The organism is Pedococcus badiiscoriae, from assembly GCF_013408925.1.
GTDB lineage: Bacteria > Actinomycetota > Actinomycetes > Actinomycetales > Dermatophilaceae > Pedococcus > Pedococcus badiiscoriae.
The window spans coordinates 1,614,002-1,630,576 of sequence record NZ_JACCAB010000001.1; the positions used below are offsets into that span (position 1 = coordinate 1,614,002).

Consider the following 16,575-nt stretch of genomic DNA (forward strand, 5'->3'; position numbering starts at 1 on the left):
GCTCGTCACGAATGGGCCCCAGCGTCGTTAGGCTGGTCAGCCGCGGCGGCGAGCGACCCGCTGCGCGCCCGCCCCGGCGAGGACGAGCAGCCCACCGAGAGCGAGCAGCTCGCCGGCGCCGTCGGCGCCGGTGTGGGCGAGGACGGGAACCGCGGACGCGGCGGAGACAGCCGGCGCCTTCGCGGGGCTGGTGCCGTTGCCGTTGCCGTTGCGGCTGTTCGCGCTGCCGCCGGCCCCGATGCCACCGTCACCGTGGTCCCCGGCGCCTGGGGCGACGGCGGGCGGGGCGACGGCAGGCGGGGCGACGGCAGGCGGGGCGACGGCGGGCGGGCACGGGGCGCCGGCCGGGGAGGCCGGCGTGACCAGGACCTGGGTGTCGCTCGCGGCGGAGTCGGTGACGATGCGCGACTCCTCGGTCTGGACCCACGCCTCGCCGGGGGACTGCGCAGCCCACTGGTACTCCTGGTGGGAGACCTCCGCGACGGCGTCGTGGTGCTCGCCCGGCACGCTGTGCTCGGCGACGTCGACGACCTGCTCCTCGTGGTTCACCTCGGGGTGGTTGACGACGTGCGTCTCGGCCGGGTGGTTGACCACGTGCGTCTCGGCATCATGGGTGACCACGTGCGTCTCGGCATCATGGGTGACCACGTGCGTCTCGGCATCATGGTGCACGACATGGGTCTCGGCAGGATGGAAGACCTGGTGCGTGACCGCGGGAACGTACGCCCAGTACCCCTGGGCGGGGTCGGTCTGGTAGTACCAGTTCCCGGTAAGGCTCCAGCCGCTCCCGGAGGGACTGGTGCCCTCACGCCACCACTCGGTGTAGAGGACATGGCCGAAGATGTTCCGGTACTGCCACTGGTTCACCCGGTAGGTCATGGCCGGCCGCGTGACCACGAACTGCTGGAAGGCCTGCTGGTCGACGACCGTCTCCCACCAGGCTTGCTGGTCGACGACGGTCTCGTCCCAGGCTGCCTTGTCGACGACGGTCTCGTCCCAGGCTGCCTTGTCGACGACGGTCTCGTCCCAGGCCGCCTTGTCGACGACCGTCTCGTCCCAGGCCGCCTTGTCGACGACCGTCTCGTCCCAGGCCGCCTTGTCGACCACCGTGACCGTCTTGTAGGTGGCGGGCACGACCACGTCGGGCTCGTCCCAGGCAGCCGCCGCCGGGCTGTCGACCACCGTGGTCGCCCACTTGAGCTCGAGGTGCGTGACCGCATCGGTGTGCACGGTGGCGAAGACCGCGTCCACGGCGGGCGTCCCACAGGCCGGGTCGGCGTGCGCAGCCGTCGCGATCAGCAGGGGAGTGCAGGCCAGCGTCAGGGCGAGTGCCGTGCGGGTGCGTGCAGGCGTCATCGATGTCCTCTCAGGGGGGTGGGCCTCCCGCTGAGGCGCAATGGTCAAGAAACTACCTAGAAATGGCAAAGAGTACGTAAAGGGCGAGCGTGACCTAACCGAAAGGACTAGAGATCTCGGGCGTTTCAGCCAGTGAGGCCCAGGGGCCCCACGCTCCCCCCCGCGCGCTTCCCAACGGGCACCATGCAGCGAGGGCGGAGGTGGTCAGCGAGGCCGCAGCACCGTCATGCGGTGGGCTGCGCGGGTCAGCGCGACGTAGAGGACCCGCACCCCACCGGGGGACTCGGCCGCGATCTCGTCGGGGTCCACGATGACCGTGGCGTCGTACTCGAGCCCCTTGGTCGACATCGGGTCGATGACGCCCACGCGGTCGCTGAGCTCGCCCAAGCCGGCCAGCTCGGCGGCATACCTGGCCGGGGTGATCACGGCGATGGAGCCCTCGACCTCGTCGAGCAGCCCCTCGACCGCGGCTGTCGCGGCTGCCGCCCACGCGCCCGGGGCGACCATGGTGTCCACCGGGTCGTGACCCGTCTCGCGGACGGCTTGGGGGATGTCGGCATCCGGCACTGCGGCTCGGACGACGTCTGCCGCGTAGGCGAAGATCTCGCGCGCGTTGCGGTAGTTCGTGTCCATGTGGAAGAGGCGCCGCTCCTGCGACCCGAAGGCTTCCTCGCGGGCCCGGGTCGCCTCGACGGCATCGGGCCACGACGCCTGTGCCGCGTCGCCGACGACGGTCCACGACGAGTAGCGGCCGCGCCGGCCGAGCATCCGCCACTGCATCGGCGACAGGTCCTGGGCCTCGTCGACCAGGACGTGGGCATACTCGCCCGGCGCCTCGATGCGGCCCTGGAGCAGCAGCTCACGGGGGTCGGTCGGGGCGGTCCGCGAGGACCTGGTGCCGACACCGCGCGAGTCCAGCCCGGCCCGCACCTCGGCGACACCGAACTGGGAGACGTCCTCGAACTCCTCGATCTCGTAGAACCCGCGCTCCTCGGCCGGCCCGTCCTGGACCGGGCCGAGCCGCGCGGAGAGGTCGTCGACCAGGGCGGCGTCCGCCGCCGACCAGCTGCCGAGCTCCAGGGCGCGCCGCATCGACGCGGCGAACAGGTCGCACTCCTGCGGCGACAGGACGCCGGCGCCGTGCCGTCGGGCGCGCTCTGGGTCGGCCAGCCACAGGAGCACCTCGCGCGGGTCGACCTGCGGCCACCAGGCGTCGAGGAACGCGTCCACCTCGAGGTGGTCCTCGAACCGGTCCATGAACTCGGCGCGGTCGCCGTCCTTGACGCTGGCCCAGGCTGCGTCGGCGAGGGCGCTCTGGACCGCCTTGGCCGACAGGTTGCGCTGGTGGTTGCGCAGCACCTGGGCCCGGATGCGGTCGAGCGCCGGGGCATCCACCCTGACCGCCTTGCCGTTGACGAAGGCGCGGAAGGCCTCGGGGGCGTCCGGTGGGGCATCCGCACTGGCCCGGGCGAGCAGCCGCCGGATCCGCAGGGAGCCCTTGATGGCTGCCACCTCGGGTGGGTCCAGCCGCGTCGCGGTGACGCCGTCGACGACGTCACCGAGCGAACGCAGCGTCACCGACTCCTCACCGAGCGAGGGCAGCACGCGTTCGATGTATGCCGTGTAGGCGGCCGAGGGGCCGACCACCAGGATGCCGCCGGCCTCGAAGCGACGGCGGTCGGAGTAGAGCAGGTAGGCCGCACGATGGAGGGCGACGACGGTCTTGCCCGTCCCCGGACCGCCGGTGATCTCGGTGATGCCGCGGGCCGAGGCTCGGATCGCCTCGTCCTGGTGCCGCTGGATCGTGGCGACGATGTCGCGCATCTGGGCGCCGCGGCTGCGGGTCAGGGCCGCGAGGAGGGCGCCGTCGCCGACGACCACGAGGTCCTCGGGGGCGTCGGTGACCATGAGGTCGTCCTCGACGCCGACGACGTCCGGACCCTTGCACCGCAGCACTCGGCGGCGCAGGACATCCATGGGTTCGACCGGCGTGGCCCGGTAGAACGCGGCGGCGGCGGGCGCGCGCCAGTCGATCACGAGCGGCTCGTAGTCGTCGTCGCGGATCCCGAGCCGGCCGATGTAGCGGGTCTCGCGGTCGGGGTCCCGGTCGGCATGGGCGAGGGCGTGGTCGAGGTCGAGCCGTCCGAACACCAGGCCTTCGTACTGGGTGTCGAGGGTCGACCGGCGTCGAGCGGCGTTGAACACCAGGGCGTCCCGCTCGAACAGCCCGGTCAGCTCCTCGTCGCGGACGTCGCCCGTGCGGTCGGTGCGGCCGCGGGCCAGGCCATCGGCCTCGACCAGGCCGGCGCGGGCCTGCGCCTTGAGGAGCTCGGCGTAGACCAGGTCGACGTGGGCCTGCTCGATGGCGATCTCACGGGCGACCTCGGCGCTGGACGCCTTCGCGCTCGAGTGGTCAGATCCCGTCACGGTGAGATGCTTCCTGGTAGTGCGGCGTGGTGTCTCCCGGGGGAGAACGCACGAGTCTAGCGAGCACGACGGTGCCCACCGTGCACCAGTTCACCCGCTGGCGAGGGCTAGATCAGTCCCCGCCGGGCTGCCTGCACGCCGGCCTGAAACCGGGTGCCGGCGCCGAGCTGGTCCATCAGGGCCCGGACCCGACGTTCGACCGTGCGCTGGGACACCCCAGCCTGGCGGGCGATCGTCGCATCGGGAGCCCCAGCCGCGAGGAGCGCGAGGATCATCTGGTCGCGCCGTTCGGTGGCCAGCCCGCCGGCGCTCAGCGGCGAGCCGAGGTCCCACAGCCGGTCCGACAGCGCGATCAGGGCCAGCACCATCGAACGCGCGCGGATGAGTGCTGACCCGAAGCCCGAGGGGTCGAACGCGCTGACGTCGACGATCGCAGCGGCCTCGTCGACGATCACCGCGGAGAACGGCACCGACGAGGTCAGCCGGAACCGTTCACCGCCCCGTTCGCGGGCCTCGAGGATCTCCAGGGCGCCGTCGATCTCCAGGACGTCGGTGTCGTAGACGGTCGTGTACTCCAGCTGGTTGCCACCGACCCCGCGCGTGGGTTCCTCGTGGCTGTGCAGCGGGCTCGCGAAGATGGCCCTCGTCCGCGGCGACAGGGAGCGGAACGTGCGGATCTGCTGGGTGCCGGCAGCCACCGCCTCCGCGGTGACCGCCGCGATCTCGTCCAGGCTGTTCAGGATCCGCACGGTTCCCACGTCGGGAGTGCGGGATGCCGACCTCGCCTGGAAGAACACCTGCGCCAGCTCGTGTGCGGCAGAACGGGTTTCGCGCGCCCGGCGCTCGTAGTCGAGGGCCAGGGCGGGCAGGGAGATGTCGGGAGGAATGACCTCGATGCGCCCCTCGGCACCGAGTCGGATCAGCCCGCGGCTGGCCAGGACGGCGAGCGAGTGGTCGACCAGGGGGGCCTTCATCCCCTGGGCGATCAGCAGGGCCCGGGTCGGTTCGGGGTGCTGCAGGGCGGCCAGGAAGATCCGGGTCAGCACGCCTTCGGCCTTGGCGTCGTCGGCGGCGAGCTCCAGGTTGCCCGACAGGGGGTCGATGTCGAGTGCCTGGTCGCAGTCGTCAGCCCGCACGACCGGGGGATCGTTGCCGGGCATGTCGCCGGCTTCCGCATCGCCCCCGGCGTCCGCCGCCGGCCGGCCCGCCAGCTGGCTCATGACGACCATGGCCTCATGGTCGTCCCCTGGCGAGATTCCGTCAATGGCGCAAGTCCGCCACGTCTGGGCTTTACCTGCGGGCCGGCGATGGTCCACTCTTGAGTCAGTCGACAGCGTCGACCCACGTGCATGGTTGCAGGTTCCCCCGCCAGGCGACCGCACGTCGGCTGCGCGGCGTCCCCGGGAGATGTCCCCCCTGCCTCCCCGGGACGCCGCGCACTCATGTGCGCCCCCGAGTCTCTACGCTGGGCCCGTGAAGGTACTCGTCATCGGTTCCGGTGCCCGCGAACACGCTCTCGTCAGGTCCCTGGGCGCCGATCCGGACGTCGACGCGGTGATCGTGGCTCCCGGCAACCCCGGGATGGACGCGATCGCCCTCTGTGAAGCGCTCCCCGGCGGTGTCCTCGACGCGCCAGGCATCGAGGCGCTCGCCCGCCGGCACGGCGTCGACCTCGTGGTGATCGGCCCGGAGGCGCCGCTGGTGGCGGGGGTCGCCGACGCGGTGCGCGAGGCGGGCTTCACCGTGTTCGGGCCGTCCGCCGAGGCAGCTCGGCTGGAGGGCAGCAAGTCCTTCGCCAAGGAGGTGATGGCGGCCGCCGACGTGCCGACGGCGCTGGCACGCGTGTGCAGCACGCTCGACGAGGTCGCAGACGCGCTCGACGCCCTGGGCGCACCCCACGTCGTCAAGGACGACGGACTCGCGGCGGGCAAGGGGGTGGTCGTCACGAACGACCGCGACCAGGCGCTGGCCCACGCGCAGCTCTGTCTGGCCAAGGAGGGTGGCACGGTGGTCATCGAGGAGTTCCTCGACGGCCCGGAGGTCTCCTTGTTCTGTGTCTGCGACGGCAGCACCGTCGTCCCCCTCGCCGCTGCCCAGGACTTCAAGCGGGTCGGTGACGACGACCAGGGCCCCAACACCGGGGGGATGGGTGCCTACTCACCACTGGACTGGGCGCCGGCCTCGCTGGTCGACGAGCTGGTCAGCCGGGTGGCCCAGCCGACCGTCGACGAGATGGCCCGCCGGGGCACGCCGTTCGTGGGGATCCTGTTCATCGGGGTGGCCGTCACCGCGCGGGGGCCGCGGGTCATCGAGTTCAACGCCCGGTTCGGAGACCCGGAGACCCAGGTGGTGCTCGCCCGCCTCCAGACCCCGCTGGGTGGCCTGCTGAAGGCGGCAGCCACGGGCCACCTCGACGGCATCGCTCCGTTGAAGTGGTCGCCCCAGCACGCCGTCACCGTCGTCGTCGCCTCGCACAACTACCCCGACACCCCGCGGACCGGTGACCCGGTCACGGGCATCGACGCAGTGGCCGGCGTGCCCACGGCATACGTGCTGCATGCGGGGACGGCCCGTGACCACGACGGGATGCTCGTCTCCGCAGGCGGCCGGGTGCTGTCGGTGGTGGCGCTCGGCGAGAGCCTCACCCAGGCGCGCGAACGCGTCTACGAGGCCGTCGACCTCATCGAGCTGGAGGGTTCGCACCACCGCACGGACATCGCGCTCGCGGCCCAGCGCAACGAGCTGCACGTCGGCTGAGACCGCCGCCGCCCAAGACCACGGACGGGCTGGGAGGATGTCGCCATGACGTCCTCCCAGGCCGACCCCTCGCCCGAGCCGCTGCCCGGCTACGCCCACGTGTACTCGGGCAAGGTCCGTGACCTCTACGCCCCGCTGGACGCCTCGGGGGCTCCGCGCGACGACCAGCTCCTGCTCGTGGCCAGCGACCGGCTCTCGGCGTTCGACTTCATCCTGGACAGCCCCATCCCCGACAAGGGCGCGGTGCTGACCCAGCTGTCGCTGTGGTGGTTCGAGCAGCTGGCCGACGTGGTGCCCAACCACGTCGTCTCGACCGATGTCCCGCCCCAGGTGGCAGGTCGCGCGGTCCTGGTCAGGCGGCTGTCCATGCTGCCCGTCGAGTGCGTCGCGCGGGCCTACCTCACCGGCGGCGGACTGCGCGAGTACGTCACCGACGGCCACGTCAGCGGTGTCCCCCTGCCCGGCGGCCTGGTCGACGGGTCGCGGCTCCCCGAGCCGGTGTTCACCCCGTCCACCAAGGCACCGGTGGGTGAGCACGACCAACCCATGCCGTATGCCGACGTCGTCGCCGCCGTGGGGGAGCGCACCGCCGAGCGGGCCCGGGACCTCACCGTGGCGATCCTCAAGCGGGGCAACGAGATCGCGGCCGACCGAGGCATCCTCATCGCCGACACCAAGGTCGAGTTCGGCCTCGAGGGCGACTCGCTGGTGCTGGCCGACGAGGTGCTGACGCCGGACTCCTCGAGGTTCTGGCCGGCCGACCAGTGGGAGCCCGGACACACCCAGCCGTCGTTCGACAAGGAGTTCGTCCGCGAGTGGCTGACCTCCCCGGGCAGCGGCTGGGACAAGGCCTCCGGGCAGGCTCCGCCCAAGCTGCCCGACGACGTCGTCGAGCGCACCCGTGCCAAGTACGTCGAGGCCTACGAACGACTCACGGGACGCACGTTCGCTCCCTAGGCGCCGAGCCCCGGTTCGGGCAGCGGTGTCAGGAGCGCGAGCGGGATCGTGCGGTGGCCCTTGGTGCTGTAGTCGGCGAAGAACGGCGCGCGAGCCACCACGACGTCACGCCAGACCTCATCGCGCTCGGTGCCGAGCAGCTCGCGTACCGCGGCGCGGAACCGCCGACGGCCCAGCTGGACCTCGGCCGCGGGAGCCTTGCGCAGGTTCTTGAACCACTGCGGCTCCCGGGGCATCCCCCCGGCAGAGCCCGCCACGACGTAACCGCCGGCATGCTCGAAGCAGCTCACCGCGGTCGTGTGTGGCCGGCCGGTCCTGCGGCCCGGAACGGTCAGCAGGATGACCTGCAGCCCTTTCACCCGGCCGCCGATCCGGCCCCCCGAAGCCTTGTACAAGGACACCATCAGGCTGGAACCGGCCTTCATGGTCGCCTTCATCACGGGGTTCATCCGGGCCTCCTCGACGTGCCGTCCCACCGGCGACGTTCCTCCGCGCGTCCGTGGATGTCAACGGGCTGGACCACGCGGCATACCGACCAGCGGGCGCGGATAGACTGCGGACGCTTCCCTCCCGCGCGAGCGCAGGTACCAACTCAGGAGACACCCGAATGGGCCACGTCGTCATTGACGTCATGCTGAAGCCAGAGATCCTCGACCCCCAGGGTCAAGCCGTCAGCGGGGCCCTGCCCCGCCTCGGCTTCGAGCAGTTCAGGGAGGTGAGGCAGGGCAAGCGGTTCGTCCTCACCGTGGACGGTGAAGTCACCGAGGAGCACCTCGCCGCCGCCGCCGAGGCTGCCGAGAAGCTGCTGTCCAACCCCGTGATCGAGGACGTGGTGTCTGTCCGGGCGCAGCAGGACGTCGACTCGGTGCGCGCAGAGGACCCCGACCAGTGAAGGTCGGGGTCGTCACGTTTCCGGGGTCCCTCGACGACCGCGACGCCGCGCGTGCGGTGCGTGCCGTCGGCGCCGAGGCGGTCACCCTGTGGCACGGCGACGCCGACCTCAAGGGGGTCGACGCGGTCGTCCTGCCCGGGGGGTTCTCCTATGGCGACTACCTGCGCTGTGGCGCCATCGCCCGCTTCGCGCCGGTCATGGACGCGCTCATCCCGGCAGCGCGGGGCGGACTTCCGGTCATCGGCATCTGCAACGGCTTCCAGGTGCTGTGCGAGAGCCACCTGCTGCCCGGCGCGCTGATCCGCAACGACCACCGCAAGTTCAACTGCGTCGACCAGCGCCTCGTCGTCGAGAACGCCTCCACGGCCTGGACCTCCGACTTCGTGGCCGGTCAGGAGATCACCATCGTCCTCAAGAACGGCGAGGGCGGCTTTGTCGCCGACGAGCGCACGCTCGACGAGCTCGAGGGTGAGGGCCGCGTCGTCGTCCGGTATGCCGGTGGCAACCCCAACGGCTCGTACCGCGCCATCGCGGGCATCACCAACGACCGGGGAAACATCGTGGGCCTCATGCCTCACCCCGAGCACGCGGTCGAGGAGGGCTACGGCCCCTCGACCGACGGGCTCCCGTTCTTCACCTCCGTCCTGAAGCAGGTGGCAAACGCGTGACCGCCCAGATCGACCGCCCGAGCGTCGACACCGTCGGCCACGCGGCGCAGACCCCTGACGTCGACCAGCCGTGGGTCGAGCTCGGACTCAAGGCCGACGAGTACGACCGCATCCGCGAGATCCTCGACCGGCGTCCGACGAGCGCCGAGCTCGCGATGTACTCGGTGATGTGGTCCGAACACTGCTCCTACAAGTCGAGCAAGGTGCACTTCTCCCTCTGGGGCGAGAACACCACCGACGAGATGCGCGAGAAGCTGCTCGTCGGCATCGGTGAGAACGCCGGGGTCGTCGACATCGGTGACGGCTGGGCGGTGACCTTCAAGGTCGAGTCCCACAACCACCCGTCCTACGTCGAGCCCTACCAGGGTGCGGCCACCGGGGTCGGCGGCATCATCCGCGACATCATGTCGATGGGCGCGCGCCCGATCGCGATCATGGACCCGCTGCGCTTCGGCAACCTCAACCACCCCGACACCCAGCGAGTGCTACCCGGGGTCGTCGCGGGGGTGGGTGGCTACGGCAACTGCATCGGCCTGCCCAACATCGGCGGCGAGGTCGTCTTCGACGACTGCTACCAGGGCAACCCGCTCGTCAACGCTCTCTGCGTGGGCGCCATGCGCATCGAGGACATCCACCTCGCCAAGGCCTCGGGCGTCGGCAACAAGGTGATCCTCTTCGGAGCGAAGACGGGCGGCGACGGCATCGGTGGCGTCTCGGTGCTGGCCTCCGAGACGTTCGACGAGGGCGGCCCCACCAAGCGACCCGCGGTCCAGGTGGGCGACCCGTTCGCCGAGAAGGTGCTCATCGAGTGCTGCCTCGACCTGTATGCCGCGCACGTGGTCGACGGCATCCAGGACCTGGGTGGCGCCGGACTCTCCTGCGCCACCAGTGAGCTCGCCTCCAACGGCGACGGCGGCATGCAGATCGAGCTCGACCGGGTGCCGCTGCGCGACGCCTCGCTCCGCCCTGAGGAGATCCTCATGTCGGAGAGCCAGGAGCGCATGATGGCCGTCGTCGAGCCCGGCAAGCTCGACGAGTTCATGGCGATCACCGACCGCTGGGACGTCGAGGCCACCGTCCTCGGCGAGGTCACCGACGGGGACCACCTCGTCATCACCTGGCACGGCGAGGTCATCGTCGACGTGCCCCCGCGGTCGGTCGCCCACGAGGGGCCGACCTACCACCGCCCGCTGGAGCGGCCGGCATACCTGGACGACCTGCAGGCCAACGGCACCGACACCCTCGGTCGGCCCGTCGACGGTCTCGGGCTCAAGTCCGACCTGCTCACGCTGCTGGCCTCCCCGAACCTCTGCGACAAGTCCTGGGTCACCGACCAGTACGACCGGTACGTCCTGGGCAACACCGCTCTCGCGATGCCCGATGACGCGGGTGTCGTGCGGGTCGACGAGGAGACCGGCCGTGGCGTGGCGGTCTCGACCGACTGCAACGGCCGGTTCGCCAAGCTCGACCCGTACGTCGGGGCCCAGCTGGCACTGGCCGAGTCCTACCGCAACGTCGCCACGTCGGGCGCCACCCCGCTGGCTGTGACCGACTGCCTCAACTTCGGTTCGCCGGAGGACCCGGGTGTGATGTGGCAGTTCCGCGAGGCCGTGAAGGGCATCGCGGAGGGCTGCAAGACCCTCGGTATCCCCGTGACCGGTGGCAACGTGTCGTTCTACAACCAGACCGGCGACGTCGCGATCCACCCGACCCCGGTGATCGGGGTGCTGGGCGTCATGGACGACGTGTCGCGGCGGACGCCTTCGGGCTGGAAGACCGCCGGCCAGGTCATCTACCTGCTGGGGGCCACGCGCAACGAGCTCGCCGGCGGCGAGTGGGCCCACGTCGTGCATGGTCATCTCGGTGGCCTCCCGCCCGTGGTGGACCTCGCCGCGGAACAGCTGCTCGGCGAGATCCTCGTCAACGCCAGCCGCGACGGACTGGTGGACGCGGCGCACGACCTGTCCGACGGTGGCCTGGCCATCGCGCTGGCCGAGGCGGTGCTCCGCCACGGCGTCGGAGCCCGGATCTGGCTCGAGGAGGTGTGCGAGCGGGACGGCATCGACGCGTTCACGGCGCTCTACAGCGAGTCCACCGCCCGCGTCATCGTCTCCGTGCCGCGCTCGGAGGAGGTGCGGTTCACCGACATGTGCACCGCCCGCGGACAGGTCCACGCCCGGATCGGGGTCGTCGACGACGAGACGGACGGCCTCGACGTCCAGGGCCAGTTCGCGGTCTCGCTGGCCGATCTGCGTGAGGCCCACACCTCGACCCTGCGGTCGGTGTTCGGTGACTGAGGGGCCATGTGCCCCAGCGGTTTTCGCCGCACACTAGTCTTGGGGCGCTTCGGGGGCCGAACACGAGGAGCAGCGTGAGATCAGTCGACGACCTGGCCCGACGCCAGGCCATCGAGCAGTACCAGGTGCTCGACCAACCCGCCGAACCGGACCTCCAGGGCTTGCTTGAGCTGGCGGCCATCGTCTGCGAGGTGCCGACGACTGTCATCAACATCATCGACGACCGGCTTCAGCACCAGATCGCGGCCGTCGGCTTCGCCCCCGGGGTCTGTGCCCGCGAGGACTCGATGTGCGCCGTGGTGCTCGACGAGGCACGCCGGGTCGAGGTTTTCGTCGCGCGTGAGGACCCGCGCTTCGCCCAGAACCCGTTCGTGACCGGCGAGATCGCCAAGGTCCGGTTCTACGCGTCGAGTCCGCTCGTCACGCCCGACGGTGTCGTCATCGGCACCCTCTGCGTGTTCGATGACTCGACGGGCCGGCTGAGCAGCGAGGCTGCGCACGGGTTGGACGTCCTGGCCCGACAGGTCGTCGACGTGCTCGAGCTGCGGCGCACGGCCCGGGAGCTGACCCGGTCGAACGAGCAGCTCGCCCAGTTTGCCGGCCAGGTGAGCCACGACCTCGCGAACCCGTTGGCAGCCCTCTCGGGGTTCCTCGAGATGGCCAGTGACAGCGCGTCTCTCGACGCGGCGCCCGACGTCGCCCGCGCCCTGAGCCGGGCCGAGCTGTCGGCCCAGCGGATGCAGTACCTCATCACCGACCTGCTCGACTACGCCCAGCTCGGTGGACGCGTCCGCACCACCGAGGTCGACGTCGCCCTGCTCGTCGACGAGGTCCTGGAGGACCTGAGCGCCCGGGTGCGGGCCGCGGGAGCGATCGTCGAGGTGGGTGAGCTGCCGGTCTTCAGGGCCGACCGGACCGTGCTGCGCGCTCTCGTCCAGAACATCGTCGCCAACGCCGTGAAGTTCAGCGCCACCAGCGGTCGGGAGCCGCACGTCACCATCACGGTCGAACCCGTGACGGGCGGTTGGCGGCTGGCCGTGGACGACGACGGACCCGGGGTGCCACCGGAGGAGCGTGACCGCGTCTTCGGCCTGAGCACGTGCGAACGGATCGTCACCGCCCATGGTGGACGGATGGGCATCGACACCTCGCCGTGGGGTGGAGCGAGCGTCTGGGCGATCCTGCCGGACCGCGGCTGACACCGGCGGCGTGCCCGTTCCGCTGACGCGCGAGAAGGCCCGGTCGCGCATCCCCCGCGCGGCCGGGCCCTTCGTCCCCCGTGTGTCCCCGCCATGAACGGTACGTCGAGGATCTGACGGCGCCAATGGGTACTCATACTCATTCTCGACCGCCGGACGGCCGCTCAAGGAGACGTCGGTGCGGCATGCGACGATGCCGGTATGCCGCCGCGCCGCCGAGTCACCGTCGCCGCCGGACGTGCCGCGGTGGCCTCGTGGAAGGTCCAGCGTGACGCCACCGGGAGCCCGGAGCTCGGCACGGCCGTGCGCTACACGCTGGAGGAGCTCTCCGTCGTTGCGCCCGGCCGCAGCGTCGAGGTGCGCGTGCCCCCGTTCGGGGCGGTTCAGTGCATCGCCGGTACGACCCACACCCGCGGCACGCCCCCCAACGTCATCGAGACCGATGCGCAGACCTGGCTCGCCGTGGCGACAGGGGCCCTCAGCTGGGAGGGTGCCTGGGAGTCGGGCACCCTCCGGGTGAGCGGGCACCGCGCCGACCTCACCGCATACCTTCCGCTCGCCTGACCGCCCAGATCGACCGCCCGCCAGAGCTTGACCATCCAAGGAGACTGATCCGCATGCAGCTGAAGCTGGAGCTCGTCCCACTGCCCGTCGCCGACGTCGAACGGTCCATCGCGTTCTACGAGGACACCCTCGGGTTCACCAAGGACGTCGACGTGCAGCCTGCCGAGGGCATCAGGATCGTCCAGCTGACCCCGCCGGGATCGGGCTGCTCGATCGGCTTCGGGACCGGACTGGAGGTCTACCGGGGCGAGCCGGGCAGCATCCGCGGTCTGCACCTGGTGGTCGAGGACATCGAGGCGGCCCGCGCCGACCTGGTCAGCCGTGGAGTCGACGTGAGCGAGGTCCACGACTTCGGCGGGGGAGTCAAGGGCGCGGAGTTCTCCGACCCCGATGGCAACTCGTTCGAGCTCCAGGAGATGGCCTGGCGCCGCGGTGACACCTTCTAGGGTCACTCGCCCGGGTAGCGGACCCCGATCTGCGCCCGGATGTCGTCGAGCGCGTCCATGATCGTCAGGGTCTCGGCGTGCGGCATCAGGGGTGACTCGACCTCTCCGGCCGTGATCCGACGCGCCACCTCGACAGCCTCGAAGTGGAGTCCGTGGGCGGTGTCCTCGGGGGCGTAGCGGTCCAGCTCCGTGCCGTCGGTGGACACCAGGCGCACCACCGCGCGGGGCGTGTAGAACGGGCCGCTGATCTCGAGGCGAGCCCGGGTGCCGCAGACAGCCGCAGTCGTCGGCGTCTTGGTGAGCATCGTCGTGCCCAGCACTCCCATCGCACCGGTGCTGCTCGTCACCCCGATCGCCCCTTGGGCGTCCACCCCGGTGTCGGTGAGTGCGCCCGTCGCTGTCACGTCGACGAAGTCCCCGAGCACGAAATGGGCGAACGACACGGGATAGATCCCCAGGTCGAGCAGCGCACCGCCCGCCAGCGCAGCGTCGGCCAGTCGGAGCGGGCCGTCGGGATAGAGCGCCTGTCCGTGGTCGGCGTGCACGGTGTGGACGTCACCCAGCAGCCCGTCCTCGAGGCAGCGCCGCACCACGTCGATGTGCGGCAGGAACCGCGTCCACATCGCTTCCATGACGAAAACGCCTGCGGCCCCGGCAGACTCGACGATGTCGCGGGACTCGCTGGCGTTGCGGGCGAAGGCCTTCTCGACCAGCACGGGCTTGCCGGCCCCGGTGGCGAGCAGCGCCTGGGCGCGGTGCTCCGAGTGCGGCGAGGCGACGTAGACGACGTCGACGTCCGGGTCCGCGACGAGGTCGGCGTAGGAGCCGTAGGCCGTCTCGATGCCGAAGGCTGCTGCGAACTCCTGAGCGCGGGGCAGGCTCCGGGACGCGACCGCCTGGAGCTGCTGGCCGGTGCGGGCCTGCAGGGCCGTGGCGAAGGAGCGGGCAATGCCTCCCGGCGCGAGGATCCCCCAGCGAAGGGTCGGTGCGTCACGGGGATCGGGCGTCCGGGGCGGGGGCAGCGTCAGGGAAGGCACCGCCCCATCATCGGTGCTGGACCGGCGGCCCGCACCCGGCATCCATCAGGTGTCAGCAGAGCAGGGCAGCGTCCGGCTCACCGGATCCGCCACACGTCGGGAGGGGTCGGTGGCGGGGGACTCGGGACCGCGTCGGCATCGGTGAACGGCCGTCCCGAGCCCAGGGCACGGGTGAGCTCGGCGCCCTCGCGGACGGTGCTGGGGAAGGCGCCCTTGGCGACGCTGCGGACGACGGCGTCCAGCGGCAGCGGCTGACTCGAGCCGACCAGCACCAGGTTGCCGAACCGGCGCCGCTTCCAGATGTCGACCTCCGCGATCGCGGCGGTGTGCGGCAGGTGTCGGGCGAGACCTGCATGGACCCGGGCCACGTGACGGTGGTCCGGCTCGTCGGCCGTGTTCATGACCAGGACCCCACCTGGCAGCAGCACCCGCGCCACGTCCGCGAACCACTCAGCGCTGGTGAGGTCGGCCGGCACCTGGCTGTCCGCGAACGCGTCGACGACGACCGCCCCCGCGCTCGAGTCCTTGAGGGCCGCCACGCCCTCCCGACCCCGCTGCGGACGCACCCGGATGCGGTGCCCGCGTGGCAGGGGCAGCTCGTGTCGCACTGCCTCGGTCAGCGCCGCGTCGGGCTCCAGCACGATCTGCGGCGAACCCGGCCGGGTGTGCTGGACGTAGCGGGGCAGCGTCATCGCCGCACCTCCGACGTGCGTGACCGCCAGGGGGCCGGCGGGCAGCGAGTCGGCCACGGCCGCCAGGTGCTGCATGTAGCCGAAGACGAGCAGCTCGGGGTCGGTCAGGCTGACGTACGACTGCGGGTACCCGTCGACCAGGACGGTGCTCCCGCCGTGGTCGTCGACCTCGAAACGGAACTCCTGCATCAGCTCAGCCGGGGACAGACGCGGTATGGGCCGGGTCAGGGGCGGATGAGCGACTTGATGGCCCGACGCTCGTCCATGGCGGCGTACGCCTCGGCGACCTCGGTGAGTGGGACCTCCAGGTCGAAGACGAGCCCAGGGTTGATCGCACCGGACAGCACGTCGTCGCGCAGCTGAGGCAGGTACTGGCGGGCCGGCGCAATCCCGCCCGCGATCCCGACGTTGCGCGCGAACATGTCTCGCACGGGGTACTCGATGCCGTGCGGCACGCCCACGTATCCCACGATGGCGCCGGGCCGGGCGGCTGCGATCGCCGTCGACATCGACTCGTTCGTGCCGACGCACTCGAGCACGGCATCGGCGCCGACCCCGTCGGTGAGCTCCTTGACGGCGGCGACCGCGTCGTCGCCCCGGACCTCCACCACGTCGGTGGCGCCGAACTCACGGGCGATGCGTTGGCGGGACTCGTGGCGCGACATGGCGATGATGCGCTCGGCGCCCATCCGCGCGGCGGCCAGGACGCCGCTGAGGCCGACTGCACCGTCTCCGACCACCACGACGGTGTCCCCCTCCTGCACCTGAGCCGCCACGGCGGCGTGCCAGCCCGTGCCCATCACGTCCGACAGGCTGAGCAGGCTGGGGACCAGGTCCTCGTCCGGCACCTCGCGAGTGGAGACGAGCGTGCCATCCGCGAGCGGCACGCGGACGTACTCGCCCTGCCCGCCGTCGGCCATGATGCCGTCGCGGTCGGGCCCGCCCCAGAATCCGCCGTGGTCACAGCGCGACTGGATCCCGACGCGGCAGTGCGGACACGTGTTGTCGGAGTACATGAAGGGCGCGATGACGAAGTCACCCGGCCGCACGCTGCGGACGTCGCTGCCGACCTCCTCGACGATGCCGACGAACTCGTGGCCGATGCGGGTCGGCTCGGTGACCGGGTTGATGCCGCGGTACGGCCAGAGGTCGCTGCCGCACACGCAGGCAGCGGTGACGCGCACCAGCGCGTCGGTGGGCTTGGCGATGCGGGGGTCGGGGACGTCTTCGAGGCGGATGTCACCGGGCGCGTTCAGGATGGTGGCCTTCATGCCTGCCAGCCT

At 71.3% G+C, this 16,575-nt stretch carries 15 protein-coding genes; 8 read left to right on the forward strand and 7 right to left on the reverse strand.

What is annotated here, in order from left to right:
- Nucleotides 1-36 precede the first annotated feature (36 nt).
- The 3 genes from BJ986_RS07720 to BJ986_RS07730 form a co-directional block, all read right to left on the reverse strand.
- Complete coding sequence (locus BJ986_RS07720) at nt 37-1,356, reverse strand: hypothetical protein (protein WP_179421449.1); 1,320 nt, start codon at nt 1,354-1,356, stop codon at nt 37-39.
- A gap of 204 nt (nt 1,357-1,560) precedes the next feature.
- Nucleotides 1,561-3,783, reverse strand: a complete 2,223-nt coding sequence (locus BJ986_RS07725) for an AAA family ATPase (RefSeq protein ID WP_179421450.1) — start codon at nt 3,781-3,783, stop codon at nt 1,561-1,563.
- A gap of 107 nt (nt 3,784-3,890) precedes the next feature.
- A complete protein-coding gene (locus BJ986_RS07730; RefSeq protein ID WP_179421451.1) occupies nt 3,891-5,012 on the reverse strand; it encodes a helix-turn-helix transcriptional regulator in 1,122 nt (373 codons plus the stop codon).
- A gap of 244 nt (nt 5,013-5,256) precedes the next feature.
- Between BJ986_RS07730 and purD the strand changes: the two genes are divergently transcribed.
- Entirely contained in the window at nt 5,257-6,540 is a 1,284-nt protein-coding gene (gene purD / locus BJ986_RS07735) for a phosphoribosylamine--glycine ligase (RefSeq protein ID WP_179421452.1), read from the forward strand.
- A gap of 45 nt (nt 6,541-6,585) precedes the next feature.
- Nucleotides 6,586-7,497 carry a phosphoribosylaminoimidazolesuccinocarboxamide synthase gene (locus BJ986_RS07740; RefSeq protein ID WP_179421453.1) on the forward strand — a complete coding sequence of 304 codons (912 nt, stop codon included), beginning with the start codon at nt 6,586-6,588 and terminating at the stop codon, nt 7,495-7,497.
- Here the strand turns inward: BJ986_RS07740 and BJ986_RS07745 are convergent.
- Nucleotides 7,494-7,973 (reverse strand): nitroreductase/quinone reductase family protein, encoded by a 480-nt coding sequence (locus tag BJ986_RS07745; RefSeq protein ID WP_179421454.1) that lies wholly within the window; start codon nt 7,971-7,973, stop codon nt 7,494-7,496. The two genes, BJ986_RS07740 and BJ986_RS07745, sit on opposite strands and share 4 nt — an antisense overlap.
- 131 nt (nt 7,974-8,104) lie before the next feature.
- Between BJ986_RS07745 and purS the strand changes: the two genes are divergently transcribed.
- The 6 genes from purS (at nt 8,105) to BJ986_RS07775 (ending at nt 13,563) form a co-directional block, all read left to right on the forward strand.
- Nucleotides 8,105-8,389 carry a phosphoribosylformylglycinamidine synthase subunit PurS gene (gene purS, locus BJ986_RS07750; RefSeq protein WP_179421455.1) on the forward strand — a complete coding sequence of 95 codons (285 nt, stop codon included), beginning with the start codon at nt 8,105-8,107 and terminating at the stop codon, nt 8,387-8,389.
- Complete coding sequence (purQ, locus tag BJ986_RS07755) at nt 8,386-9,057, forward strand: phosphoribosylformylglycinamidine synthase subunit PurQ (protein ID WP_179421456.1); 672 nt, start codon at nt 8,386-8,388, stop codon at nt 9,055-9,057. Before purS ends, purQ begins: the two co-directional genes overlap by 4 nt.
- Nucleotides 9,054-11,354: a phosphoribosylformylglycinamidine synthase subunit PurL gene (purL, locus tag BJ986_RS07760; RefSeq protein ID WP_337794999.1), complete on the forward strand. Its 2,301-nt coding sequence runs from the start codon at nt 9,054-9,056 to the stop codon at nt 11,352-11,354. The genes purQ and purL overlap by 4 nt, the downstream gene beginning before the upstream one ends.
- 74 nt (nt 11,355-11,428) lie before the next feature.
- Nucleotides 11,429-12,553: an ATP-binding protein gene (locus BJ986_RS07765; RefSeq protein WP_179421457.1), complete on the forward strand. Its 1,125-nt coding sequence runs from the start codon at nt 11,429-11,431 to the stop codon at nt 12,551-12,553.
- Nucleotides 12,554-12,754: 201 nt separating this feature from the next.
- Nucleotides 12,755-13,117 (forward strand): sterol carrier family protein, encoded by a 363-nt coding sequence (locus tag BJ986_RS07770; protein WP_179421458.1) that lies wholly within the window; start codon nt 12,755-12,757, stop codon nt 13,115-13,117.
- A gap of 53 nt (nt 13,118-13,170) precedes the next feature.
- Nucleotides 13,171-13,563, forward strand: coding sequence for a VOC family protein (locus BJ986_RS07775; RefSeq protein WP_179421459.1), 393 nt, complete (start codon nt 13,171-13,173; stop codon nt 13,561-13,563).
- Between the two features lie 2 nt (nt 13,564-13,565).
- On the opposite strand, the gene BJ986_RS07780 is transcribed toward BJ986_RS07775, so the two are convergent.
- The 3 genes from BJ986_RS07780 to BJ986_RS07790 all read right to left on the reverse strand — a co-directional run bounded on the left by BJ986_RS07780 (nt 13,566) and on the right by BJ986_RS07790 (nt 16,563).
- Entirely contained in the window at nt 13,566-14,600 is a 1,035-nt protein-coding gene (locus BJ986_RS07780) for a Gfo/Idh/MocA family protein (RefSeq protein ID WP_337795000.1), read from the reverse strand.
- Between the two features lie 77 nt (nt 14,601-14,677).
- Nucleotides 14,678-15,481, reverse strand: coding sequence for a spermidine synthase (locus BJ986_RS07785; RefSeq protein WP_179421461.1), 804 nt, complete (start codon nt 15,479-15,481; stop codon nt 14,678-14,680).
- A 35-nt stretch (nt 15,482-15,516) separates the two neighbouring features.
- Nucleotides 15,517-16,563, reverse strand: coding sequence for a zinc-dependent alcohol dehydrogenase family protein (locus tag BJ986_RS07790; protein ID WP_179421462.1), 1,047 nt, complete (start codon nt 16,561-16,563; stop codon nt 15,517-15,519).
- Nucleotides 16,564-16,575 lie beyond the last annotated feature (12 nt).